General features: G+C 41.6%; 26 protein-coding genes, 3 pseudogenes and 1 riboswitch. Of the genes and pseudogenes, 26 read left to right on the top strand and 3 right to left on the bottom strand.

From position 1 onward, the window contains the following. Positions 1–13 precede the first annotated feature (13 nt). The 9 genes and pseudogenes from ODU34_RS02115 to ODU34_RS02075 all read left to right on the top strand — a co-directional run bounded on the left by ODU34_RS02115 (position 14) and on the right by ODU34_RS02075 (position 8,367). Positions 14–1,048 carry a M42 family metallopeptidase gene (locus tag ODU34_RS02115; protein ID WP_105179370.1) on the top strand — a complete coding sequence of 345 codons (1,035 nt, stop codon included), beginning with the start codon at positions 14–16 and terminating at the stop codon, positions 1,046–1,048. Between the two features lies 1 nt (position 1,049). Next, entirely contained in the window at positions 1,050–1,787 is a 738-nt protein-coding gene (locus ODU34_RS02110) for a hypothetical protein (RefSeq protein ID WP_192874257.1), read from the top strand. 18 nt (positions 1,788–1,805) lie between these two features. Next, a complete protein-coding gene (locus tag ODU34_RS02105; protein WP_044754313.1) occupies positions 1,806–2,273 on the top strand; it encodes a cytidine/deoxycytidylate deaminase family protein in 468 nt (155 codons plus the stop codon). A gap of 744 nt (positions 2,274–3,017) precedes the next feature. After that, positions 3,018–4,208 carry a methionine adenosyltransferase gene (metK, locus tag ODU34_RS02100; RefSeq protein WP_044672032.1) on the top strand — a complete coding sequence of 397 codons (1,191 nt, stop codon included), beginning with the start codon at positions 3,018–3,020 and terminating at the stop codon, positions 4,206–4,208. A gap of 79 nt (positions 4,209–4,287) precedes the next feature. After that, positions 4,288–4,458 (top strand): annotated as a pseudogene (locus ODU34_RS02095) (flavodoxin family protein); the annotation flags it as partial. A 147-nt stretch (positions 4,459–4,605) separates the two neighbouring features. After that, on the top strand, positions 4,606–5,865 hold the full coding sequence (locus tag ODU34_RS02090; RefSeq protein ID WP_105257037.1) for a UDP-N-acetylglucosamine 1-carboxyvinyltransferase: 1,260 nt from the start codon (positions 4,606–4,608) through the stop codon (positions 5,863–5,865). Between the two features lie 95 nt (positions 5,866–5,960). Then, the gene (locus ODU34_RS02085) at positions 5,961–6,533 is read left to right on the top strand and encodes a GNAT family N-acetyltransferase (RefSeq protein ID WP_136628117.1); all 573 of its coding nucleotides are present in this window, start codon (positions 5,961–5,963) and stop codon (positions 6,531–6,533) included. Next, the gene (locus ODU34_RS02080) at positions 6,530–7,390 is read left to right on the top strand and encodes a methionyl aminopeptidase (protein WP_024384998.1); all 861 of its coding nucleotides are present in this window, start codon (positions 6,530–6,532) and stop codon (positions 7,388–7,390) included. Before ODU34_RS02085 ends, ODU34_RS02080 begins: the two co-directional genes overlap by 4 nt. Before the next feature lie 47 nt (positions 7,391–7,437). Further along, on the top strand, positions 7,438–8,367 hold the full coding sequence (locus ODU34_RS02075) for a YihY/virulence factor BrkB family protein (protein ID WP_398578339.1): 930 nt from the start codon (positions 7,438–7,440) through the stop codon (positions 8,365–8,367). Positions 8,368–8,526: 159 nt separating this feature from the next. On the opposite strand, the gene ODU34_RS02070 is transcribed toward ODU34_RS02075, so the two are convergent. Beyond that, positions 8,527–8,964: a GtrA family protein gene (locus ODU34_RS02070; protein ID WP_024384996.1), complete on the bottom strand. Its 438-nt coding sequence runs from the start codon at positions 8,962–8,964 to the stop codon at positions 8,527–8,529. Positions 8,965–8,992: 28 nt separating this feature from the next. Next, positions 8,993–9,095, top strand: a riboswitch (PreQ1 riboswitch). Here ODU34_RS02070 and ODU34_RS02065 point away from each other — a divergent pair. From ODU34_RS02065 to ODU34_RS02050, 4 genes are all read left to right on the top strand, one after another. Next, on the top strand, positions 9,093–9,608 hold the full coding sequence (locus ODU34_RS02065; RefSeq protein ID WP_012027540.1) for a QueT transporter family protein: 516 nt from the start codon (positions 9,093–9,095) through the stop codon (positions 9,606–9,608). Its footprint overlaps the riboswitch before it by 3 nt. 115 nt (positions 9,609–9,723) lie before the next feature. After that, positions 9,724–10,566 carry an aldo/keto reductase gene (locus ODU34_RS02060; RefSeq protein ID WP_105257036.1) on the top strand — a complete coding sequence of 281 codons (843 nt, stop codon included), beginning with the start codon at positions 9,724–9,726 and terminating at the stop codon, positions 10,564–10,566. Positions 10,567–10,646: 80 nt separating this feature from the next. Further along, the gene (locus ODU34_RS02055) at positions 10,647–12,803 is read left to right on the top strand and encodes a Tex family protein (RefSeq protein WP_105257035.1); all 2,157 of its coding nucleotides are present in this window, start codon (positions 10,647–10,649) and stop codon (positions 12,801–12,803) included. Continuing rightward, on the top strand, positions 12,790–13,224 hold the full coding sequence (locus ODU34_RS02050; protein WP_105159228.1) for a SprT family protein: 435 nt from the start codon (positions 12,790–12,792) through the stop codon (positions 13,222–13,224). The genes ODU34_RS02055 and ODU34_RS02050 overlap by 14 nt, the downstream gene beginning before the upstream one ends. 258 nt (positions 13,225–13,482) lie before the next feature. Here ODU34_RS02050 and ODU34_RS02045 read toward each other — a convergent pair whose 3' ends face one another. Continuing rightward, positions 13,483–14,301, bottom strand: a complete 819-nt coding sequence (locus tag ODU34_RS02045) for a DUF6261 family protein (protein WP_105257034.1) — start codon at positions 14,299–14,301, stop codon at positions 13,483–13,485. 488 nt (positions 14,302–14,789) lie between these two features. On the opposite strand from ODU34_RS02045, the gene ODU34_RS02040 reads away from it, so the two are divergent. The 6 genes and pseudogenes from ODU34_RS02040 to ODU34_RS02015 all read left to right on the top strand — a co-directional run bounded on the left by ODU34_RS02040 (position 14,790) and on the right by ODU34_RS02015 (position 18,233). Continuing rightward, positions 14,790–15,584 (top strand): N-6 DNA methylase, encoded by a 795-nt coding sequence (locus ODU34_RS02040; protein ID WP_105257033.1) that lies wholly within the window; start codon positions 14,790–14,792, stop codon positions 15,582–15,584. 73 nt (positions 15,585–15,657) lie between these two features. Next, positions 15,658–15,931 (top strand): annotated as a pseudogene (locus ODU34_RS02035) (CD1845 family protein). 33 nt (positions 15,932–15,964) lie between these two features. Beyond that, positions 15,965–16,582 carry a DNA alkylation repair protein gene (locus ODU34_RS02030; RefSeq protein ID WP_105257032.1) on the top strand — a complete coding sequence of 206 codons (618 nt, stop codon included), beginning with the start codon at positions 15,965–15,967 and terminating at the stop codon, positions 16,580–16,582. A 26-nt stretch (positions 16,583–16,608) separates the two neighbouring features. Continuing rightward, positions 16,609–16,914 (top strand): annotated as a pseudogene (locus tag ODU34_RS02025) (VOC family protein); the annotation flags it as partial. A 295-nt stretch (positions 16,915–17,209) separates the two neighbouring features. Next, the gene (locus ODU34_RS02020; protein ID WP_024384992.1) at positions 17,210–17,971 is read left to right on the top strand and encodes a hypothetical protein; all 762 of its coding nucleotides are present in this window, start codon (positions 17,210–17,212) and stop codon (positions 17,969–17,971) included. Next, on the top strand, positions 17,961–18,233 hold the full coding sequence (locus ODU34_RS02015; protein WP_002936774.1) for a PspC domain-containing protein: 273 nt from the start codon (positions 17,961–17,963) through the stop codon (positions 18,231–18,233). The genes ODU34_RS02020 and ODU34_RS02015 overlap by 11 nt, the downstream gene beginning before the upstream one ends. Before the next feature lie 41 nt (positions 18,234–18,274). On the opposite strand, the gene manA is transcribed toward ODU34_RS02015, so the two are convergent. Continuing rightward, entirely contained in the window at positions 18,275–19,216 is a 942-nt protein-coding gene (gene manA, locus ODU34_RS02010; protein ID WP_398578338.1) for a mannose-6-phosphate isomerase, class I, read from the bottom strand. Between the two features lie 217 nt (positions 19,217–19,433). On the opposite strand from manA, the gene hprK reads away from it, so the two are divergent. The 7 genes from hprK to ODU34_RS01975 all read left to right on the top strand — a co-directional run bounded on the left by hprK (position 19,434) and on the right by ODU34_RS01975 (position 25,110). Further along, complete coding sequence (hprK, locus tag ODU34_RS02005; protein WP_002936769.1) at positions 19,434–20,366, top strand: HPr(Ser) kinase/phosphatase; 933 nt, start codon at positions 19,434–19,436, stop codon at positions 20,364–20,366. A gap of 1 nt (position 20,367) precedes the next feature. Further along, positions 20,368–21,144, top strand: coding sequence for a prolipoprotein diacylglyceryl transferase (lgt, locus tag ODU34_RS02000; protein ID WP_105179361.1), 777 nt, complete (start codon positions 20,368–20,370; stop codon positions 21,142–21,144). Between the two features lie 13 nt (positions 21,145–21,157). Next, positions 21,158–21,568, top strand: a complete 411-nt coding sequence (locus ODU34_RS01995) for a DUF948 domain-containing protein (protein ID WP_024376744.1) — start codon at positions 21,158–21,160, stop codon at positions 21,566–21,568. Beyond that, positions 21,552–22,088 (top strand): YtxH domain-containing protein, encoded by a 537-nt coding sequence (locus tag ODU34_RS01990; RefSeq protein ID WP_105179360.1) that lies wholly within the window; start codon positions 21,552–21,554, stop codon positions 22,086–22,088. Before ODU34_RS01995 ends, ODU34_RS01990 begins: the two co-directional genes overlap by 17 nt. A 337-nt stretch (positions 22,089–22,425) precedes the next feature. Further along, positions 22,426–22,875, top strand: coding sequence for a MarR family winged helix-turn-helix transcriptional regulator (locus ODU34_RS01985; protein WP_002936751.1), 450 nt, complete (start codon positions 22,426–22,428; stop codon positions 22,873–22,875). Next, positions 22,868–23,599: an ABC transporter ATP-binding protein gene (locus ODU34_RS01980; protein WP_105179359.1), complete on the top strand. Its 732-nt coding sequence runs from the start codon at positions 22,868–22,870 to the stop codon at positions 23,597–23,599. Before ODU34_RS01985 ends, ODU34_RS01980 begins: the two co-directional genes overlap by 8 nt. Further along, a complete protein-coding gene (locus ODU34_RS01975) occupies positions 23,599–25,110 on the top strand; it encodes an ABC transporter permease/substrate-binding protein (protein WP_105179358.1) in 1,512 nt (503 codons plus the stop codon). The genes ODU34_RS01980 and ODU34_RS01975 overlap by 1 nt, the downstream gene beginning before the upstream one ends. The last annotated feature ends 3 nt before the right edge of the window (positions 25,111–25,113 follow it).

The raw sequence follows: 25,113 nt of genomic DNA, 5'->3' as shown, positions 1-25,113 counted from the left end.
TAAGGAGGTTTTCATGAAGACACTTGATTACATTGTTAAATTGACCAACACTCCGTCGCCAACTGGTTTTACGACGGATATTATGAATTACATCAAGGCAGAGGTTGAAAGTTTCGGCTATACTGCTAGTAAGACTGCTAAAGGTGGTGTTTTGGTGACAGTTCCTGGGGAAAATGACCAGGAACACCGTATGGTAACTGCTCACCTGGACACATTGGGGGCCATGGTGCGTGCAGTCAAGCCAGATGGCCGACTCAAAATGGATTTGGTGGGAGGATTTGGATACCCTTCTATTGAGGGAGAAAACTGCTTAATTCATTGTGCCAAGAATGGCAAGACCTTTACAGGCACTATTCTCATGCACCAGACCTCTGTCCATGTCTACCGAGATGCCAGCACCGCTGAGCGCAATCAGACCAATATGGAAATTCGTTTGGACGAAAAAGTGACTAATGCGGACGAGACGCGGGCCTTGGGTATTGAAGTCGGAGATTTTATATCATTTGATCCTCGGACTGTTGTGACTGAAACTGGCTTTATCAAGAGTCGTCACTTGGATGATAAGGTATCCGCAGCTATCTTGCTTCATCTTTTGAAAGTCTATAAGGAAGAGGCAATCACCCTGCCTTATACGACACATTTCTATTTTTCAAACAATGAGGAAATCGGCTACGGTGCTAACTCCAGCATTCCTGCTCAGGTGGTTGAATATTTGGCAGTCGATATGGGGGCAATGGGAGATGACCAGCAGACGGATGAGTACACGGTTTCTATCTGTGTCAAGGACGGCTCAGGTCCCTACCATTATGAACTCCGTCAGCACTTGATAGCCTTGGCTGAAAGAGATGGAATTCCTTACAAGCTGGATATTTATCCGTACTATGGTTCCGATGCTTCGGCAGCTATGCGAGCAGGTGTAGATGTTAAGCATGCACTGCTTGGTGCTGGAATCGAGTCCAGCCATTCCTATGAACGGACCCATTTGGATTCTGTAGTTGCGACTGAGCGGATGGTAGATGCCTATTTGAAATCAGCAATGGTAGATTAAGATGAATGAAAGCCGTTTTTTAGAGTTATTCAATGACTTGGATAAGGTCTTGCGCAAGGTGTGCGGTGTTGCGGATGGGGAATATGCAGATGTAGGATCTATGTTGACCAAGGCAAAGGAATTGACGCGACATAATCCCGTTGAGGCGAACTGGGATAAACTCTATGTAGCCAGACAGCTCCGCAATCTCATGGTTCATGAGAAACGAACAGGTTTGAAGGAAGTAGCCCAACCTTCGCAGGAATTGATCACTGTTTTGGAAAAAGTGATAGCCCAGTACCAAGAACCGATTACCATTGCTGACTATTTGCAAAAGACCCAGAAAATTAAGCCGGTTATTTTTGAGGCCAAGGACAAATTGATAAAGGCTTTAGAAATTGTGGAGCAAGAGCATTTTTCTAAGTTTCCTGTTTTTTCTGACAAGGTTTATCAAGGCCTGGTTTCTGACAAGGGATTGACAAATTGGTTGGCCAAGGCAAGCAAGGAAACGGGCTCTATACGTGAAAAATTGGTGGAGGCTAGTCTTGAAGACGTACTAGCTTGTGAGGAAGATAGTATTCAGGTAATTGTTCTGCCAATAACAGCCCATCTTTATCAGGTAATTAATTATTTTGAGGGGCGTAAGCGCACAACCGTCCTAGTCAGTCGTCAGGCGAGCGGGAAGCTTCATTCGCCAGAGGATCTTGTTGGTATTGTCACAGCCCAGGACTTGGCAGAGATTTATGGGATGGTGGATTGAGTGGAGAAAGGAGAAATCATGTCAACAAATCGTTTAGCTTGGGATGAGTATTTTGCGGCTCAGGCGCTTTTGATTGCCAATCGGGCAACCTGTAAGAGAGCCAAGGTCGGTGCGGTTTTGGTTAAGGACAATAAGGTTATCGCAACAGGCTACAATGGTTCTGTTTCAGGAACCGAACATTGTTTGGATCAGGAATGCCTTATGATTGATGGTCATTGCGCTAGAACCTTGCATGCGGAAGTCAATGCTATTTTACAAGGAGCGGAACGGGGAATTCCAAAAGGTTTTACTGCCTATGTGACCCATTTCCCATGTCTCAACTGCTCCAAGCAATTGTTACAGGTTGGTTGTAAGCGGGTTGTCTATATCAATCAATACCGCATGGATGACTATGCTCAGTACTTGTATAAAGAAAAGGGCTGTGAGTTGGTTCATTTGCCTCTAGAGGTGGTTAAACAGGCAATTGCAGATGCCGAATTTATCTAATGATTCTGTAGAAGAGTGGGAGTGGGAACGAACTCAACCATTCATTGAAGAGTTCGTCTTCCCACCCCCGCACAGTTGATTAGGTCAGATTTGCAGTGTAAAACACGAACAAATCTGCCAATCAACCACTGCGCTGAGATGTTGACACGAACTCTGAGTAGTGGTCCTGGGCTTTTTGCCCAGCCTCCTCTTTATTTTTAAGAAAATGCTAGGATAGTCGGTCAATCTATGCTATACTAGAAACGTTATTAAGTCCCGAAAAGGTAGTTTATAGACTAGTTAATATTTGCAGAAACACTTGAAACACAATTAAAGAAGCTGGTAACATCGAATAGTAAGTGTAAAAACTTTACTACACTTCAGTCACCATTTTCTTTAAATAAGGCTGATTTCATACAGTCTGGTATTGTCTTTCTCGTTATGTATCTGGAAATTTTCCCTTGCTCAAGACAGAAGTCTTTCGCAAATAGGATTTCCCTTTGCTCAAGGCAGGAGTCTTTCGCAAATAGGATTTCCCTTTGCTCAAGACAGGAGTCTTTCGCAAATAGGATTTCCCTTTGTTCAAGACAGAAGTCTTTCGCAAATAGGATTTCCCTTGCTCAAGACAGAAGTCTTTCGCAAATAGGATTTTCCTTTGCTCAAGACAGGTGTCTTTCGCAAAGAACTAGTCTTCGACTAGTTCTTTGTAACCTTAGTAACCCGCTAGGTTTCTAGCATATATTCTATTTTAAGGGGGACATGTTTATGTCAGAACGTAAGTTGTTTACGTCTGAATCTGTTTCGGAGGGTCATCCGGATAAGATTGCAGACCAGATTTCAGATGCTATTTTGGACGCTATTTTAGCAGAGGATCCAGATGCGCACGTAGCGGCAGAGACGGCTGTTTATACAGGTAGTGTTCATGTGTTTGGAGAGATTTCAACCACTGCCTATGTAGATATTAACCGTGTGGTACGTGATACGATTGCGGAGATTGGCTATACAAAAGGTGAGTATGGTTTTTCAGCTGAGTCGGTTGGGGTCCATCCGTCACTTGTAGAGCAATCGCCAGATATTGCCCAAGGCGTCAATGAAGCTTTGGAAACTCGTCAAGATGCTAGTCAAGATCCATTGGATTTGATTGGTGCAGGTGACCAGGGGCTCATGTTTGGTTTTGCAGTAGATGAAACGCCTGAACTTATGCCGTTGCCAATTTCACTTAGTCACAAATTGGTGCGTCGTTTGGCCGAGTTGAGAAAATCTGGTGAAATTGCTTATCTCCGTCCAGATGCTAAGTCACAGGTAACGGTTGAATACGATGAAGACAATCAACCTGTTCGTGTGGATACAGTCGTTATTTCGACCCAGCATGATCCAGAAGTTAGCCAGGAGCAAATTCGTCAGGATGTCATTGAACGTGTGATCAAGGAAATCATTCCAGCTCATTATCTGGATGACCAAACCAACTATTTTATCAACCCAACTGGTCGTTTTGTTATTGGTGGACCTCAAGGGGACTCTGGTTTGACAGGTCGTAAGATTATCGTTGATACCTATGGTGGTTATTCTCGTCATGGTGGCGGTGCCTTCTCTGGTAAGGATGCGACCAAAGTGGACCGTTCTGCCTCTTATGCGGCGCGTTATATCGCAAAAAATATCGTAGCAGCTGGTTTGGCTAAAAAGGCTGAAGTTCAATTGGCTTACGCTATCGGTGTTGCTCAACCAGTTTCAGTTCGCATCGATACATTTGGTACAAGTACAGTGGCTGAGAGTAAATTAGAAGCAGCTGTTCGTCAGATTTTCGATTTGCGCCCAGCGGGAATTATTCAAATGTTAGATCTCAAACGTCCGATTTACAAGCAAACTGCAGCCTATGGACACATGGGACGTACCGATATTGATCTCCCATGGGAGAAATTGGACAAGGTGGAAGCCTTGAAAACTGCGGTTTTGTAATGAAATAGTTGTCCATTTAGTGAGAAGTTTATGAAAGCGTTAATTGTCTTTGCACATCCTAGAAAAGAAAGTTTTACACGTTGATCAAGCGATGAAAAGCTTGACTTCAGAATGGCTTTTCAACAGCAACGGTGCTCAAGTCATTGACCATATCTTCTATGGGCGAGTACCTTATTTAACGAGGGAAGAGCTGGAGCTGTATCTCGTGGATGCAAGGGAGCAAATTCAGAGAATTTTTCATAAATGGTGAAGAGAGATTCACTAATAGTATATAAATATGAAGGACTGAGTTCATTGGCTCGGTCCTTTTGCTTGCTATATAACTAGCTTTTTCCAAGACTTTATGATAGAATGAAACGTATGCCTTTTTGGGCAAATTAAGAAAGTGAATGTTAGTATGAGAAAAATTGTAATTAATGGTGGAAAAACACTGAAAGGGTCGGTTACCGTTAGTGGTGCAAAAAACTCAGTTGTTGCTCTTATTCCGGCCATTATTCTTGCAGACGGGATTGTTACTCTGGACGGAGTACCTGCAATCTCGGATGTAGATAGCTTAGTTGATATTATGAAAACAATGGGCGCGACGGTCAAGCGTGATGGTGAGACGCTTGAGATTGACCCTCGTGGTGTAAAAGACATGCCTATGCCGTTTGGCAAAATTAATAGCTTGCGTGCATCCTACTATTTTTACGGATCCCTCCTTGGTCGCTTTGGTCAAGCTGTCGTTGGTTTGCCAGGTGGTTGTGATTTGGGACCGCGTCCGATTGATTTGCACTTGAAAGCATTCGCGGCAATGGGGGCTGAGACAACCTATGAAGGTGACTATATGCGCTTGGCAACTAATGGTCAGCGTATTCAAGGGGCACATATCTTCATGGATGTTGTCAGCGTCGGTGCGACAATTAATACTATCTTAGCAGCTGTCAAAGCAGAAGGCCGTACAGTTATTGAAAACGCGGCGCGTGAACCTGAAATTATTGATGTGGCAACTTTGCTTAACAATATGGGGGCACGTATCCGTGGTGCGGGTACAGATATTATCACCATTGATGGTGTAGACAGTCTAAAAGGAACACGTCATCAAGTTATTCCAGACCGTATTGAAGCAGGGACTTATATTGCCCTTGCTGCTGCTGTTGGTGAAGGTATTCGCATTGATAATGTCCTTTATGAACACTTAGAGAGTTATATCGCTAAGTTGGAAGAAATGGGTGTTCGCATGACCATTTCTGAAGATAGTATTTTTGTTGAAAAGCAAGAGAAATTGAAGGCGGTAAGTGTGAAAACTTCACCTTATCCAGGTTTTGCGACAGACTTGCAGCAACCCATTACGCCTTTACTGCTTAAGGCAGAAGGTACTGGTACGATTGTTGATACGATTTATGAAAAACGTGTTGGTCATGTGCAGGAGCTTGCAAATCTTGGAGCAAAAATCTCTACTCGTAACAACCATATTGCCTTTGAAGGTCCAAATCAACTGACTGGGACATCTGTTAAAGCTACTGATTTGCGTGCGGGAGCCGCAATGGTTATCGCTGGTTTAATGGCTCAAGGGCGTACAGAAATTACAAACATTGAGTTTATTCTACGTGGTTACTCAAATATTATTGATAAGCTGACAGAATTAGGTGCAGATATTCAATTGATTGAGGATTAGAGAGTCTAATTGAGAGCTATTTTCTCAAAACGTAATCGATTAAAAAAACGAAACAATCTGGGGCTGGGAGTAATTCTCAGCCCCTTGGGTACACTATGACACTTTGGACAAGACTAGCGAAGTTTGCTTGCTTTGAAACGGACCGTTTGTATTTACGACCATTTTCTTTTGAAGATGGGGAAAGTTTCTATGAAATTGTATCAAATCCTGAAAATCTTCCTTTTATCTTTCCAGCTTTGGAGGACAGAAATATTGCTTTTTCGACAATGGTTGAAAAATTTATGCGTTCACCATTGGGAAACTGGGCTTTAGTTGATAAGCATTCGGAGAGGATGATTGGTGCGCTTTGCTTTGAAAAGGTAGACGAACGTCAACTTTCTGCGGAGCTCAGCTATTTCCTAAAAAAAGACTACTGGAGAAGAGGTTTGATGACGGAAGCAGTGCGGACTTTAGTCTATCTAGCTTTTTATGAGTTTGGTCTGAGGGAGCTGGTTATTGTCACTCATGAGGAAAATGTGGCCAGTCAGATGGTGGCGAAAAAAGCTGGTTTGGTACAGGTTGCGCAGTATCGTGGAAGTGACCGCTATAGCCATAAAACAAGAAATTATCTAAAATTTAGCTTGAAGAGGGCTGAATTTAGTTTAGAAATGTATGAGGAGAATGAATGATTACCATTAAATCACAACGAGAAATTGATGCAATGAACCGTGCTGGAGATGTTCTGGCTGGTATTCATATTGGTTTGCGAGAGATTATCAAGCCAGGCGTTGACATGTGGGAAGTAGAGGAATATGTCCGTAAAACGTGTAAGGAAAAGAATGTTTTGCCACTCCAAATTGGTGTTGATGGAGAATTGATGGATTATCCTTATGCAACTTGTTGTGGATTAAATGACGAGGTCGCTCATGCCTTTCCGCGTCATTACAAACTTAAAGAAGGTGATTTGCTGAAGGTCGATATGGTTTTGAGTGAGCCCTTAGACAAAGCGGTAATTGATGTTTCTAAGCTCAACTTTAATGATGTCAAGGCTATGAAGAAAATCACCCAGACCTATCGTGGTGGTTGTGCGGATTCCTGCTGGGCTTATGCGGTTGGTCAGGTCTCTGAAGAAGTTCAAAACTTGATGGATGTGACCAAGGAATGTTTGTATCGTGGTATCGAGCAAGCCGTTGTTGGCAATCGTATCGGTGATATTGGTGCAGCCATTCAAGAATATGCAGAAGGTTTGGGCTACGGTGTTGTTCGTGACTTGGTGGGGCACGGCGTTGGACCAACCTTCCACGAAGAGCCGATGGTTCCTCACTATGGAACTAAAGGGCGTGGACTCCGTTTGCGTGAGGGCATGGTTTTGACTATCGAGCCTATGATTAATACAGGGACTTGGGAAATCGATACGGATATGAAGACTGGTTGGGCTCACAAAACACTTGATGGTGGCTTATCTTGCCAATATGAGCATCAGTTTGTTATTACTAAGGATGGTCCAGTCATTTTGACGAGTCAAGGTGAAGAAGGGACCTATTAATTCTCGGAGAGGTCGTGAATAATAGGTGAATGAGGAAGGAGGAGAGAATGAAGAAAACCAAAATAGTTGAAGGTTTGAAAACATTCTGCTCAACCTTCTTTTCTTTTTATCGTTCTGCTGATAGCGATGTAACAAGTGTTGCAGTAGCTTACTATTTGTTAATTTCTATTTTTCCTATTCTTCTAACTCTTGCGAATTTACTACCCTATTATCCATTTGATGTGGATATGATTTTATCGGTTATAGCTGAATTTGTGCCAGACAAGCTCTATCCTTCGGTTTCATCTTTTATCACTTCTGTATTAACAAAGCCGTCGTCATCATGGTTAGGGATTTCAATTCTGACCACTCTTTGGACCCTGTCACGTAGTATGACCATTTTGCAGAAGGCCTTTAATAAGGCTTATGGCATCAATGAACACCGTGATTTTATTATTGGGCATTTGATTGGCATATTTTTAGGAATTGGTCTGCAGGTAATTATCCTCTTAAGTATTACGCTTTTGACTTTCGGGCAGGCAGTTTTTTCTTATATTAATAAGCTGGTTCCTATTGAAGATGCCTGGCTGAAGGGACTTCTTAGTCAAACACAGTTAGTAGGTTTAATGGCTCTGTTTGCCGCCTTGGTTATGCTTTATTTCTTTTTGCCAAATGTTCGGATAAAAAAAGTTCGATATGTTTTTCCAGGAACGTTGTTTGTTCTGTTGACGATGACTTCTATTGGAAAGTTATTTTCGATTTATGTTGATAATTATGCCAATCAATTGCTAGATTTTAGAATGGTTACAGCCGTTATTTTCCTTGTGTTTATGCTTTGGTTCATTTTTATGGCTCAGGTACTCATCATTGGTGCAATGATTAATGCTACGGTTCAAAGTATGCAGGTAGAAGAGTTTCATGCCAGAGATGGGGATATTGTTTCTATCTTGAATAGGCTCAAGGCAAGATTTACAGCGATAGATAAAGAATGGGAGTGAGAAAGAACTCATCTAATTGAAAAAAGAGTTCGTCTTCTCACCCCCCGCACAGTTGATTAGGTCAGATTTGGAGTGTGAAACGCGAACAAATCTGCCAATCAACCACTGCGCTGAGATGTTGACACGAACTCTGAGAAATGAGGTAGGAGAATTCCCACCTCATTTCTTATCTTTAAATACAAATAATTTACTTAAAACGTAGTTTAGGACAATAACTAAGACTTGCGAGAAAAGTGTCGCAATGGCATTGACCAGGTTGATGTTGTTATGTACAAATTGTCCAATCAATTGTGGATAGGCAGCTACGAGTATATAGGCTAAAGCCATATCCAAAACAAGAGTGACAATTCGAGCGGTAGTGAATTTGATGAGGCGTTGGAACCAGCCTTCCCTTACTTGCTTAAATACAAAGCGATCATTTGTCCAAAAGGCAAAGAGGATAGCTACTGCATTGGCTAAAAGAGTTACTAGCAGAATGGATGGGATGAACAGAAAGAGTCCCATACGGGTAATCATATAAACAAGGGTTGCTGCCACACCTGCAATCAAATAGAGAATAACTTCGTTATTGATGAGTTGATAAAATAGTTTTTTCATAGGACTAGTCTAGCATTTTTAGGAAAAATATGCTATACTAATCAACGTTGTTGACAAATTCAATGACCCTTGGGGCTTGCTCACTTTACCCAAGCATATTTTAAGCTTTTTCGCTAAAGGAGAATTTTATGAATACATCTAAATGGACTGCCAGAGATATGGCAGAAATTGCTCTTGTTGCGGCGATTTATGTCGCTCTTACCTTGACGCCGCCATTGAATGCTATTTCCTTCGGGGCTGTTCAGTTCCGTTTGTCTGAAATGCTCAATTTCTTGGCTTTTTATAATCGTAAGTATATTATCGCTGTGACCATTGGCTGCATGATTTCCAACTTGATTGGTTTTGGTGTGATTGACCTCTTTGTGGGGGGATTCTCGACATTAATCTTCGTTACCTTGGGAGTTATTCTGTTTGAAAAATACAAGAAGGACTATCTATTCGGTGGATTATTTAACAAGGCTTTCTTTTATTTCTCATTCTTTTTTGCGGCAACTATGTTTACCATTGCTTTAGAATTAAAAGTCTTATACGATTTACCATTCTTTCTAACTTGGTTGACAACAGCAGCAGGAGAATTGCTTTCTCTATTAGTTGGAGCTGTTGTTATCGATAAACTATCCAAGAAAATAAATTTTGAAAAGTAAGCATACAATAAATGTGAGCAGACACTTTCGAGTGTCTTTTATTTTTAGGTCGCATTATTTTGTATTGATTGACAATTTAGTTTATACTGGGGATAGAAGAAATAGGAGGTCTTTTATGACAAGGTATACGTTTTCAAATGGTGTAACTGTTCCTAAAATTGGTTTTGGAACTTGGCAGATACCTGATGGTGAAGTGGCGTACGGTGCGGTTTCTTATGCATTGGAAGCTGGTTATCGCCATATTGATACTGCTCAAATTTATGGCAATGAAGCTAGTGTGGGTCGGGCTATAGCTGATAGTGGCCTAGCTCGTGAGGACATTTTTTTAACAACTAAGGTTTGGAATGATAAGATTGGCTATGAAGATACCCTTGCTTCAGTAGAAGAATCCATGCAGAAATTGCAGGTGGATTATCTGGATTTGTTACTGATCCATTGGCCAAATCCAAAGGCTAGTCGTGAGACAATTGGATGGAAAAAACGGAATGCCCAGGTTTGGAAGGCATTAGAAGAGCTCTATCGTGTTGGAAAAGTGAAAGTAATTGGAGTTTCTAACTTTATGGAACACCATCTAGAAGCTTTGCTGGAAACGGCTGAGATTATCCCGATGGCTAATCAGATTATGTTAGCTCCAGGAACTCCTCAGTCAGAATTAGTTGCTTACTGCAAAGCCAAAGGAATTCTTTTGGAGGCCTATAGCCCATTTGGTACAGGGACACTTTTCCAAAGCCAAGAAGCAGCCGATTTGGCTAAAGAAGCTGGTTGTAGTGTTGCTCAGTTAGCATTGGCTTGGTCTTTAGATAAGGGCTTTCTACCATTACCAAAATCAACCAGCCCAGAAAATATCAAGGCCAATTTGGATATTGATGACCTAGTCATTAGTCCAGAGGCCGTAGCCCAGTTGGACAAGCTTGCAGGTGTCAAAGGGTGGCTAGACCCAGATTTGGCAGAGTTTTAAGAAGAAAAGTGAAAGTATGTGTAGCTCACATGCTTTTTCTATTGAGTCACTTGTACCGCTTTCATGCTATAATAGTAGCTATGGAAGAAAAATATTTGAAAATTGCTCAGGAATTGGGCGTTAGTTTAAAACAGATTGATACGGTTTTGGCTTTGACAGCTGAAGGCAACACTATTCCCTTTATCGCTCGTTATCGGAAGGATGTGACAGGGAACTTGGACGAGGTGGTCATCAAATCCATCATCGATCGGGATAAGGCCTTGACTGCTCTTGCTGACCGTAAGGCAACAGTTCTTGCCAAGATTGAAGAGCAGGGCAAATTAACAGACCAGCTCCGTCAGGCTATCGAGGAAGCGGAAAAGCTGGCAGATGTGGAAGAGCTCTACCTGCCTTATAAGGAAAAACGTCGGACCAAGGCAACGGTGGCGCGTGAGGCTGGACTGTTCCCGCTGGCTCGCTTGATTTTGCAGAATGTGGCTGACTTGGAAGAGCAGGCTGCTGCTTTTATCTGTGAAGGCTTTGATACGGCTCAGGCTTGTTTGGCTGGGGCTGTGGATATTTTGGTCGAAGCGATCTCAGAAGACAATAAACTTCGGGCCTGGGTCTACCATGAAGTACAGACCAATTCAAGCCTTACTTCAGAGCTAAAAGATCAAGAAGCAGACGAGAAAGAAGTCTTTCAGATTTACTATGATTTTTCTGAGAAAGTGGCAAAAATGCAGGGTTATAAGACCCTGGCCATCAATCGTGGGGAGAAATTAGGCATTCTCAAGGTTTCTTTTGAACACAATGTGGATAAAATGATCCGCTTCTTTGAGCTTCGGTTTCCACAGTCCAATAGCTACATCAAGGATGTCATTCAGCAGGCCATCAAGAAGAAAATTCTGCCTGCTATGGAGCGTCGGATTCGGACAGAATTGACGGAAGAAGCAGAAGAAGGAGCTATCCAACTCTTCTCTAAAAACCTACGAAATCTGCTCCTTGTATCTCCCCTCAAAGGCAAGGTTGTTCTTGGTTTTGACCCTGCCTTCCGGACAGGGGCTAAGCTGGCGGTTGTAGACCAGACAGGCAAACTCTTGACAACCCAGGTCATCTATCCAGTTGAGCCGGCTGGTCAGCGTCAAATTGCCCAGGCCAAGAAAGACTTGGCAGACTTGATTGGGCAATACCAAGTGGAAATCATTGCTATCGGAAATGGAACGGCCAGCCGTGAGTCTGAAGCTTTCGTTGCTGATTTGCTCAAGGACTTTCCAGAAGTTTCTTACGTTATTGTCAATGAAAGCGGAGCCTCTGTCTACTCAGCTTCTGAACTGGCACGATACGAGTTCCCAGACCTCCCCGTCGAGAAACGCTCTGCCATTTCCATTGCCCGCCGTCTGCAAGACCCGCTGGCTGAGCTGGTCAAAATCGATCCCAAGTCGATCGGTGTTGGTCAGTACCAGCACGATGTCAACCAGAAAGCTCTGTCTGAAAGTCTGGATTTTGTGGTCGATACGGTGGTCAACCAGGTCGGGGTCAATGTCAATACGGCCAGTCCTGCCCTTCTAGCTCACGTGGCTGGTCTCAACAAGACCATTTCGGAGAATATCGTCAAGTACCGCGAGGAAAATGGAGCCTTGACCTCTCGTCAGCAGCTTAAAAAGGTGCCTCGTCTGGGTGACAAGGCCTTTGAGCAGGCAGCTGGTTTCTTGCGGATTCCAGATGCGACTAACTTTTTGGACAATACTGGCGTGCACCCAGAGTCTTACAAGGCTGTGGAAAACCTGTTAGAACTTCTGGCTATTGACCACTTAGATGAGGCTGCGCAGGAAAAATTAAAGCAGGTGGCAATCGCAGATACAGCAGAAAAAATCGGTGTCGGTCAGGAAACCTTGAAGGACATCATCGCAGACTTGCTCAAGCCAGGTCGTGATTTACGGGATGACTTTGAAGCACCAGTCCTCCGTCAAGATGTCTTGGATGTTAAGGACTTGGTGGTAGGTCAGGAATTGCAGGGGACAGTCCGCAATATTGTGGACTTTGGAGCCTTTGTGGACATCGGTGTCCATGAAGATGGCTTGATTCACATTTCACGCATGGTCAAACGCAAACGGGATAAGAATGGACGCCAACAAGCCTTACCTCATCCTAGCGAAGTCCTCGCTGTTGGGGAAATCGTTACTGTCTGGCTGGTTGAAGTGGACATCAAACGCAACCGTATCGGCCTTAGCCTTTTGAAACCAAATGGATCTGAATAAGTATGTGCAAGAAGTTTCCTTGCAAGACTTCGGTAAGGAATTTCGACATCAGGCTGTCTGGAACAGGCGACTGCGGTCAACAGGTGGTCGCTTTTTTCCAAGAGATGGGCATTTGGATTTCAATCCCAAGCACTTGGAGGAGCAAGGCTTAGAAGTCTTTCGGAAGATTGTCCGTCACGAGCTCTGCCATTACCATCTCTACTTTGAGAAGAAAGGCTATCGGCACGGAGATAGGGACTTCAAAGAACTGCTGGCTGCGGTGGACGGCCTGCGCTATGCTCCCAAACTGGAACAAACTGCCAAGCCTAGCCTGCTGTATACCTGTCAGTCCTGTGGACAAGTTTACCAGCGCAAGCGCCGCATTGACCTAAAAAAATACCGATGTGGGAAGTGTAGGGGGCTTTTAGTGAAAATGTTTTAAAATGAGAAAATCAGTCCTAAGAGATTCACTTAGGGCTGGATTTCTGTGATAAGGTATTGGGATTTTTTTGAAACTGGCAGAACAAAAAAATGTGTTATGATATAACTAGGGAAAACGCCGAGGGCGGAACAGGCAGCCGCCACACCTTTTGGGTCTGAAAGAGATGTAGGAGTGTCACCCTACCGATGTTTTTTCAAATTTTGGGAGACGTTTCGTTTCCTTTTTTTTGTTCTAAAGGATTAGGAATAAGTAAAAGGATTAGGGTTGAAGGATCGGTTCTGGGAGTTGTAAAATGATATTTTTATCATTTTTCACAACTTTGCTTGAATGGTGTGAGAGTTGTTCGATGTAATATTGTCTACTAGTATTGAAAAGTGTAATGAGTTCGGAGTATAGAGACTGACCATGGAGTTCCATCAAGATTTCACAGAGTTTTAAAACACGGAGATAAGCAGACTGGAGATCTTTACGGATTTGATAGGTATCATAGCGATTAGCTTTGCTACGAATATCTGTGGTATGGGAGAAAACTGTTTCAAATTCCTGCTGACTTTCTTTTAGGTTCTCAAAAAATCTTTTTAAACCAAGGATTTCGATATATTCAATTGTTTCTGGACTGGATAAGCGATTAAATAGTTTGTCCAGTTCTAGACTTTCTTTTTCATAATCAAGTCGATGTATGTCTCGGAAAGGTTTTACAATTTCTGTTAACTCACTATAAGCAGTTTTTTCAGATTGTCGTTTACTCGTTTCGAAGGCGGCTAGACTACGTTTAAAAATAGAAAAGTCACTATTACGGAGTTGATTGGCATCCTGAATCTTTTTTGTTAATGCTTTTCCTTTATCTTGATTGATGGCTTTTTGGTATTGGTTGAAGGCTGTTTGCCATGTATCTATTGCTAGGGTCAAATGCTTATCTTGATTGAAAGGAATTTGACTTTGTTGTAATGATTTGAGACTGCGAGAATTAAGTTGGTAAAAGTTGCTGTTGTCCAACTTTTGCAGTGGTAATGGTTTCACTTTACTTGTTCGTATGCTTGTGTTTGATGCAGAGTGATTTTCTTTTTTTGCTGTCATCAGCTATCCTCATTTCTTATGTGATGGTACTATGATAGCAATTATACAAGCTATTCAACAGGACATTTTTGTCCCGAAAATGAACATGGAAGTAATGAAGTGCTGATTTTACTGCCTGATAACAAGAAATGAACTGATAGGTCGGTATATTGTTCCTTTGTGGGAGTCTATCCTACAGATTAGTTGATAGTTTTAATTCTTGTCACATAAAAATTGTGAAAATAGATCGTATTTTTTGTATTTTATTGTAATCAAAAGATAATAAGTCTAAAGAAGTTTTGCTTGTGAGCTTTCAGTCGATGGATTAGTCGACTGATTTTCAGTTTGTTAGCTGATTGAAAGATTTTTTTGAAGCATGAAAAAATTGAACTTCAATAATCAGTATATTATTCATAATAAATAAGGCATTTTTATCTGTCTCGTGGTATAATTTTATAGAACCTATTACGCTATTTCTGGGCGTAAGTTATAAAGAATAAGGAGAAATCATGATTACTTCTGAAGAGATTAAATTACGTCTATGGAATGGTGCCAATGAACTCCGTGGCTCTATGGATGCTAGTCGGTACAAAGATTATATGCTTGGGCTCATGTTCTACAAGTTTTTAAGTGACCAGACCTTAAAGGCTTTTGCCAACACATCGGGCTTGACCAAGGAAGAAAATTGGTATAAGGAGTATGTGCTGGCTCATCAAGAGTATGGGACAGAGTTAGAAAAGATGATCCAAGACGTTTTGGGCTATTTTGTCCGTCCTGAACATCTCTACCAAACTTGGATTAAGGATATGAACGAGGGGCGGTTTGAAGTTCAGAAGGTGACGGATAGCCTGAGCCAATTTGAGCGAAGTATTGCCGTAGCCAATGGTTCAGATGATTTTCAAGGTCTTTTTGCCAGCTCTACTCTTGATCTGACGGATACAGCACTGGGAAGCAACCTCAATGAACGGAGTAAAAACATACAGGCTCTTATCCGTTTGTTTGAGGACTTGGACATGGTTGCCCTACAAAGTGGAGATGTTTTGGGGGATGCCTATGAGTATCTGATTGGACAATTTGCCATGGAATCTGGTAAGAAGGCTGGCGAGTTCTACACGCCCCACCAAGTCAGTGAAGTGCTGGCTCAGATTGTTGCGACCAATTCTTCTATTTCATCCATCTATGACCCAACCGTTGGGTCTCGTGTCATAATAATGACAGAGGCAAATAGTTCAGTAAAATCAAAGGTTTTGAAGCTTCTACCAAAGTTAAAAACTGAAGAAACTGATAGTTTATGTGTTGCTTAGAGTCATTATCCATTAAAATAATGGTTGTAAGCAGCACATAAGCCGAAGAGAAAAGAGGTAGTGGAGGTAGTGTATGCGATGGATATTAAAAATTCCCGATTAGTCTTGTCTTATCAATTCTGACTGCTTTTCTGACATTCTTACTTGGTATAGGAACGGCGTTACTTTATATCGTTATGATGTTCTGCATATTTGGGGCGTTAGCTTCTTTCATTCAAGGAGAAGTCGGAATAGGCATATCGGGTTTGATTATCGGTTTCCTATTTAGTCCTTATGGGCTCCCGATGATAGGAGCGACTGTGATAGCGTTTATTGAATTGATAAATGAGAAGATTAAAGAGGTGTAGGTAAATAGATATTTTGTGAGGAGGCGAGGCAACTTGAAAGAATATATTGCGAGTTTAGAAAAAGAGTTTTCTTTGATAGAAAATGGTTTCAAAGAGGAAGAGAAAAGAGCCTTAACTGATTATAAAGCTAATGATAATGAATATGCTAAGAGTTTGGCATTTTTAGCATATAAATCTGATACCTATCAAGTAAGAATGTACGGTGTATTTCTTTTTGGATATTTATCAGAACAAGATGATATTTTAGCATTTATGAGAGATGAAGTTTCCAAAGATGATAATTGGAGAGTTCAGGAAGTATTGGCAAAGGCATTTGATGAATTCTGCAAGAAAAAAGGATATAAAAAAGCACTTCCAATAATTGATGAATGGTTAAAAAACAATAATCCTAATACAAGGAGAGCTGTTACGGAGGGACTAAGAATATGGACAAGTAGACCATATTTCAAGGAAAATCCGAATGAAGCTATTGAAAGGATTGCCAACTTAAAAGAAGATGCAAGCGAATATGTGAGAAAATCCGTTGGAAATGCTTTAAGGGATATTAGTAAGAAATTCCCGGAGTTGATTAAAATTGAGCTTGATAGCTGGAAATTAGAAAGTAAAGAGATAAAACAAGTTTACAAGTTGGCAAGTAAATTGATTGTATGACAAATAAGAATTCATAGGAGGTAACGATGAACAAGATTACTTGTATTTGTTTAGGTGTTAAAGATATGGAAAGGTCAATCAAGTTTTATAGAGATGGCTTAGGCTATAAGACTGATTGCAGAGAAAATAATCCGCCGGTATGCTTTTTTGATACTCCGGGAACAAAGTTTGAACTATTTCCTTTGGAACAATTAGCAAAAGATATTGATGGAAATAATCCACCAAAAGGAAACGGATTTTCAGGAATTACATTAGCTTACAATGTTGAACATAAAGAAGATGTGGATAGTGTAATTGAATTAGTACGAAGCGCTGGCGGAAGAATTGTAAGGATGTATTCTCGGCAAAGGAAATTGAAAAGCTTTCGGGCGATTTAATTCACAGCCTTGTAGAAAAGATAAGTATTTCCAAATTCTCCAAGTGGACGCAGTTCCCAAGCGTGATGATTTTTATACGCTCAGAGTTGAGTAATAGAATTAAATTTTGGGGTTTCAAAGCAGAATTTTCATCCATTTTCAGAAAAAATCTATCAATTGCCTTGGTAAAACTTGATTTTCTAGAATCAGTCTTCGGGCTGATTTTTTTGTGGAGAAATGTGATATACTAGAGTAGAATTGAGGTGAGTCTATGACGCAAAAGAGAGAAGAACGCTTAATTGAGTTATATGAAAAAGGTGTCTTGACCAAGGAAGAGGCGCGTGCCTGTTTTAAGGAAATGAATCAAGAACCAGACTTTCTTTTTGTGGAAGAAAAAGTAAAATTGAATTTTACCTTGCCAAGTTTTAAGGTCTTTGCTTCCTCCAAATTGAAACAATCCTATAGTTTTGAAGGGATTGAATCACTCTTTTTAAAATTATCTGAGGGACGTCTAACTTTGGCTAAGTCTAAAAATAATCAGATTAGTGTGGAGATTTGCTACAATCAAGATGCACCAGAAGATAAGCTTCCTCGTCTTTATGTTGAAAAAAAGGGGCTTTATTTTCACAGTAGTTTGGCCTGTCGTTTGACAATCAACTTACCTCAGGAATGGATGTCAGTACTAGATGTAGAACTTGGTCAAGCAGATGCTCGCTTGGATTACTTACCATTTGAAGATATTTCTATCCGCAGTTCAAGGGATAAAAAACAACAGGATATTCGCTTGACGACTTGCGGTGGTTATCCCCAACACTTGTATGTGCAACTAGCTCAGGCTCCCTTGACTTTACAAACTGGCAAAGGCCAGGGAATTCGGGGGCAGATTGAGTCGCAATCAGGTCATGTCTTGGTTAACCGGAAAAAGAAAAATAGTCCCTATCAGTTTGAAAAATCTGGCAATGATTTACTTTTCTTGAAGGTACAAACAGGTCAAGGGGGCTTTTACGTGAAAGGAATAAAAGATGTCAATTGAATTGTATAAAGTAAGGCAGGGGAAGATAGTATCTGGGGTTCTTGCCGGCATAGCGCATAAATTGGGCTGGGAATCCTGGGTAACACGCGCGATATTTATTGCAGGTCTCCTCTTAGGCAAATCCTTCCTCCTTCTGATTGCTCTCTATATTGCAGCAGCTTATTTTTTACCCTATAAGGAAGATAGGGATGCGGAACGCTATGGAACAGGTCCACGTAAGATAAAAGAAGCGGAAAAGATAAATAAGTCTTGGTTTGAATAATGCAAAAAACTTGAGTTTAAATGCTCAAGTTTTTTGTATGCTTAGTTTGTGTGGCTGGCGATGATGTCCATTTGTCCTGTAAATGTCCAGTCTGTCACATCGGTTGGTAAGATAAAGTGGCTTCCTTTTTGAAGTGGGTAGCTGGTTTCACCGACTTGGATGGCACCTTCCCCTTCGATGACACTGACAAGCAGGTAAGGAGCTGTCTGTTCCATTTTGATTTCTTGTTGGATATTCCATTTATATACGGTAAAGAAGGGATTGGCAACCAGAAGTGTTGAGTCAAGATTGCCTGCTTTGAGGTGGGCAGGTGTTGAGTTAGCAACAGGTCCGATGGTCAGTACATCAATCGATTTTTCAATGTGTAGTTCACGGAGGTTGCCTGCATCGTCACGGCGGTCAAAGTCATAGACACGGTAGGTTGTATCGCTAGATTGTTGGGTTTCTAAAATCAGGATTCCCTTACCGATGGCGTGCATGGTGCCGCTTGGTACAAAGAAGAAATCACCCTTTTTGACAGGTACATGGGTCAACAGCTTGTCCCAATCTCCAGCTTCGATTTGCTGACGGAGTTCTTCTTTGGATTGGGCATTGTGGCCATAAATGATCTCAGCTCCGTCTTCGGCTTCCAAAATGTACCAACATTCTGTCTTGCCCAGTTCGCCTTCGTGAGCCAAGCCATAGCTATCATCGGGATGGACTTGAACGCTGAGCCAATCGTCTGCATCAAGGATTTTTGTTAATAATGGAAAGACATCATCTGTTGGATTGCCAAATAAATGTTTTTCATTCTGATAGAGGTCATCCAGTCCTCTTCCTTTATATTGACCGTTTGAGACAGTTGTTACGCCATTTGGATGGGCAGAGATGGCCCAACATTCACCAGTCTTTTCACTAGGAATATCGTAGTGGTAGTTGGTCCTTAGGCGATTGCCCCCCCAAATTTTTTCGTGCATAACAGGTGTGAGAAACAATGGTTCCATGATTTTCTCCTTAGTAGTAAGTATTGATCTATATAAAGTATAACAGATTTGTTAGAAATATGTAGCACTGGGAGGGAAGTGCATTTAATCTGTAGAAGTTTTGCTAATTTTGTGAGAAAAAGAAAGAAACTCATTCTTTTTACCAAATCAGCCACTTGTTTTTCCTCCAACCCCTAGCTTATGGTATAATATAATAAAACTGAAAGTGAGGGAAGAAATGACCGTTTATGTGAAAGATTTGGTCGATAATCTGCGGATTGAGTGTGCTTACAGTACGGAAGAGCTCTTGCAAAAGCAAATTACGACGGCAGATATTACCCGACCAGGATTGGAAATGACTGGCTATTTTGATTACTATGCTCCAGAGCGCATCCAGTTGATAGGGATGAAGGAATGGTCTTATTTGATGGCTATGACTGCCCATAACCGCTATCAGGTTCTTTCTCAGATGTTCCAGCCAGAAACCCCTGTTGTCATAGTGGCACGTGGTTTGGAAATCCCTGAGGAGATGTACAAGGCTGCAAAAGAAAAACAAATTGCTATCTGTCGAAGCAAGACAGCAACCAGTCGTCTATCGGGAGAATTGTCTTCTTACTTGGATAGTCGCCTGGCTCAGCGGACGAGTGTACACGGTGTCTTGATGGACATTTACGGTATGGGTGTGCTTATCCAGGGCGATTCTGGTATCGGTAAGAGTGAGACTGGTCTTGAGTTGGTTAAACGAGGACACCGATTGGTGGCTGATGACCGTGTTGATGTATATGCAAAAGACGATGTCACTCTCTGGGGTGAACCTGCGGAAATTCTGCGCCACTTATTAGAGATTCGAGGAGTCGGCATTATCGACATCATGAGTCTATACGGTGCTAGTGCCGTGAAAGATTCATCAGAAGTGCAATTAGCTGTCTACTTAGAAAATTTTGAAACAGGTAAGGTATTTGACCGTTTGGGAAATTCTGGCGATAGTATCGAAATAGCAGGAATTGCTATTCCACAAATACGTATTCCTGTAAAAACCGGTCGAAATATTTCTGTTGTAATTGAAGCAGCAGCCATGAACTACCGTGCCAAACAGATGGGGTTTGATGCAACGAAGATCTTCGAAGAACGCTTGTCTAATTTAATTGAGCACAATAGAGAAGAGGTTTAATATGGATCCTATTGCGATTAAATTAGGTCCCTTAGAAATTCGTTGGTATGCAATCTGCATTTTGCTTGGTCTGATTCTAGGTGTTTATCTGGCGACAAAAGAGGGACCACGAAAGAAAATCCGTCAGGATGATATTTTAGATTTTATTCTAATCGCATTTCCGCTTTCTATCCTGGGGGCACGGATTTACTATGTAGCCTTTTCATGGAGTGAATATAAGGATAACATTTTATCTATCTTCGCTATCTGGAACGGTGGTATTGCCATCTATGGTGGTTTGATTACAGGTGCAATCGTCCTTTATTTCTTTACTCAGTATCGCTTTATTAATACCCTGGATTTTTTGGATATTGTAGCGCCATCGGTCATGATTGCTCAGGCAATCGGTCGTTGGGGAAATTTCTTTAACCAAGAGGCCTATGGTAAGGCAGTAGAAAGTTTGAACTACCTGCCAGCCTTTATCCGAGACCAGATGTATATTGATGGTGCCTACCATCAACCAACCTTCTTGTTTGAGTCTCTCTGGAATTTGCTAGGTTTTGGCTTGGTTTGTGTGTTACGTAGACGGCCAAAATTCCTTAAACAGGGAGAAATTACAGCTTTCTACCTAGTCTGGTATGGTTGTGGTCGCCTTTTGATAGAAGGCTTGCGGACGGACAGCCTCATGTTCTTAGGAATACGTATTTCACAATGGCTATCTGGGGTGTTAATCCTCGTTGGTATTATCATGGTTGTGTTGCGGAGAAGAAAGTCTTCTATTCCATTCTATCAACCCTAAAGGAGAAGATATGATTATTGAAATTTCTGTCTTGATTATTGCCTTGTCCATCGCGGCGGTGGCAGTATATATTGTTTTGTTGTTGAAAAAATTGGGTACGGTGACAGATGAAGCCCAGCAAACGCTTAAGGTCTTGACCAGCGATGTCAATGTGACTCTCTATCAGACCAACGAGCTTTTGGCTAAAACCAATGTCTTAGTCGAAGATGTAAATGGTAAGGTTTCGACCCTTGATCCTCTTTTTGTAGCGGTAGCTGACTTGTCAACTTCTGTATCAGATTTGAATGCTTCAGCGCGTGATTTGACAGTCAAAGCTAAGTCTGCTGGAGCAAGTACTGTAAAAGCCGGCGGAGCTCTTTCAGCTCTGTCAACTCTCTCATCTCTCTTAGGTAAGAAAGGAGAAAAAAATGGTAAAAAAATCTAGTAGTGTGTGGACTAGCCTTTTGTTAGGGGCAGCAGGAGGAGCTGCTGCAGCTGCTTTTCTAGCAAGTAAAACTGGTAAAACAGTCAAAGAAAAAGTTGTAAACTTTGCTAATGACTATAAAGAAAACCATGAAGAAATCAATGCTGATTTTGTCAATAAGGCACAAGATTTAGGCAAACAAGCGACTGAACGATTTACCGAAGTAAAAACTCAACTTGAAACTGGTGAATTGACAGTAGAAGATTTGGTCAAGTCTGGTAAGGAAAAATCCTTGGAAACCTTTGAGCAAATCAAGGAAAAAATTGCGGAACAAAACTTGTCAACGGCTGACATTTTGGAAGCTATTAAGTCAAAAACTGCTAAAGCTCCGACAGTGGATTTGACAGAAGAAGATATTGAGGATGCTGTAGTTGTGTCTGAAGATATTGAGCTTACAATTGATGATGTCATCATCGAACCTGTATCAGAAACAGTTTCAGAAGTAGCAAGCGAAACTGCCTCAGAAACAGGTGAAGGATAAAAAGAAACTAGCTTAGAATGTTCTAGGCTAGTTTTGTTATCTGGAGTTCATCAAGGCAAGTTGACAACGGATAATTTTGATTTTTGAAGAGTATAAAAGCAGATAATTTCAGGGGTTTAATATGTTTGAGTGGATGAAGACGGGAATCTATAATAAAGTAGTTGATGTTTCAAAATAGTCAAAATGATTGACTATTTTTCTTTTTTTGATAAAATAGTAAAAAATATTGACTAACATGATTACAGGAGGAAGTCGTTGTGAAAATTGTTGTTGTTTTGAATACTAGTAGACCAGAGGCTTTTAGTAAGGTAGTTGTGCTCACTGAGGAGGGGGAAGGATGATGGAAGTTGAGAAAAGGAGTAAGGATTATGCTCGTATGTTTGACCAGCAAGTCGGTCTTTATGAAGACTATGCTCGTGGACATGGACTCAATGCAAAATGCTTATCCATTCTCATGTGGATTTATTATAATCCCGGAGGTGTGACGCAAAACTGGGTCAGCAAGAAGACCTATTCAAGCAAACAAGTTGTCAATGCTACTGTAAAGAAATTTTTGGATGGAGGCCTGGTAGTTTTAGAGGAGAATCCAGCAGATAAGCGACATAAGAAAATTAAATTGACAGAGGAGGGGCAGCAATTTGCTAGTCGCATTTTGGACCCCTTGGAGGAGGCAGAAAATAAGGCGCTGTCTCAACTCAGTCAGGAGGAACAGGAGCTTATGCTAGGATTAATTCAGCGCTACAGTCAGAGTCTCATGGCTATTTTAAAAGGAGAAGATGATGATTGATTATCAAAATGTATCCCTGACCTGTAAGGTTAGCGGACCAATCTTGAAAAATTTGACCTTTGACATTCAAGAAGGGGAGTTCTTTGTTTTAATTGGACCGAGTGGTAGCGGAAAGACAACTACGTTGAAATTGATTAACCGACTGATTGAGCAGACTGAGGGAGAGGTTTTTTTTCAAGGTAAGCGACTTAAGGATTTCGACCTGCGTGAATTACGTTTGGAGACAGGTTATGTTCTTCAGCAGATAGCCCTTTTTCCAAATATGACAGTAGCTGAAAATATCGCTCTTATTCCTGAAATGAAAGGTTTGGGTAAGGAAGAAACCTTGACGAGGACGAGAGAGCTCTTGACCAAGGTTGGCTTGGAACCAGACAGCTATCTGGATCGTTTGCCCAAGGACTTGTCTGGGGGAGAAAAACAGCGGGTTAGCATTCTGCGGGCCATCATTGCAAATCCGAAAGTGTTACTCATGGACGAACCTTTCTCAGCTCTGGATCCAATCAGTAAGGCTCAGTTGCAGGACTTGATTAAGAAATTACATGAGGAATTCAAGATGACAACGGTTTTCGTTACTCATGATATGGATGAGGCGGTTAAATTGGCGGATCGCATCTGTCTCATGCAAGATGGACAAGTTGTGCAATTAGGAAGTCCTGATGAATTGAGGAATCATCCTACCAATGATTTTGTCAAGGAATTTATCAGAGCTCGAGGAGGTATGTAATGAACCTATTTGAAACCTTTATAGAACGCAAGGATGAGTGGGGAATCGCTCTTTTTGAACACCTTCGCATCTCCCTTCTAGCTTTGATTATTGCGATTGCAATTGCAGTACCTTTGGGACTGATTCTATCTAGTAAAAAACGCTTGACTGAGTGGAGTCTGCAAATAACAGGTATCTTCCAAACTATTCCATCCCTTGCTTTGCTTGGTCTTTTCATTCCTTTTATGGGAATCGGAACCTTGCCAGCAGTAGTAGCACTCGTTATTTATGCTATCTTTCCTATCTTGCAGGGGACATTGACAGGACTTGGAGAAATCGACCCTTCTCTAGAAGAAGCAGCAACCGCCTTTGGTATGAATAAATGGGAGAAGTTGAAAAAATTTAAGTTAGCACTTGCCATGCCTATTTTGATGTCAGGGATTCGGACAGCTTCCATTATGATTATCGGAACGGCGACTCTGGCAGCCTTGGTGGGGGCTGGGGGCCTTGGCTCCTTTATTCTACTTGGAATTGACCGCAATGATTCAGCCTTGATTTTGATTGGTGCGGTATCGTCGGCTGTCCTTGCAGTACTTTTCGGTTACGGCATTCGTCTGTTGCAGGACAAGAAACCCAAGACAATTTTGTTGGCTCTATTGGTGACTTTATTTACTGTTGGAGCTAGTTATGTTCCCATGCTTAACTTTTCCACAAAGCAGTTGGTCATTGCAGGGAAGCTCGGTGCAGAACCTGAAATTCTCATCAATATGTATAAGTTGTTGATTGAAGACCAGACAGACATCAAGGTGGAGATAAAACCTAATTTCGGAAAGACTAGCTTCCTTTATGAGGCACTCAAATCAGGTTCTATTGATATTTATCCTGAGTACACAGGGACCATTACAAGTACTCTTTTGAAAAATTCATCAATGGATTTATCTACTAATTCTGATGAGGTTTACACTTATGCCAAAGAGGCGATTTTGGAGCAGGATGGCTTGGTCTACCTAGCACCAATGGCCTTCCAAAATACCTTTGCCTTAGCAGTGACAGAAGACTATGCTCAGAAAAATGGCATTGAAAAGATTTCGGATTTGGCAAAAGTGCAACAGACAGCTGTCGCAGGCTTCTCTTTAGAGTTTAATGATCGCGAAGATGGTAATATCGGTCTAAAAAATCTATACAATCTCCAACTTAATGTCAAGACCATGGAGCCAGCCCTTCGTTATGAAGCTATTAAGAGTGGTAATGTGCAGATTATCGAAGCATATTCTACAGATAGCAAGGTAGTCACTTACAAATTGAAAATCCTAGAAGATGACAAACAGCTCTTCCCACCCTATCAGGCTGCTCCGCTATTGTCCAAAGAAACCTTAGAAAAATATCCTGAGTTGGAGCAAGTCCTGGGGGTCTTGGCAGACAAAATCTCGACCGAGGAAATGACCCAGATGAACTATGCGGTCGATGTGGAAGGCAAGTCGGCAGAGCAAGTGGCGAGGGAATATTTGGAACGAGAAGGATTGTTAAAATAGGAG

The sequence above is a fragment of the Streptococcus sp. 2018WUSS126 genome, from assembly GCF_044427425.1.
Lineage (GTDB): Bacteria > Bacillota > Bacilli > Lactobacillales > Streptococcaceae > Streptococcus > Streptococcus hashimotonensis.
The sequence above is the reverse complement of the archived record's forward strand: the minus strand, read 5'-3'. Positions and strand labels throughout refer to the sequence as shown.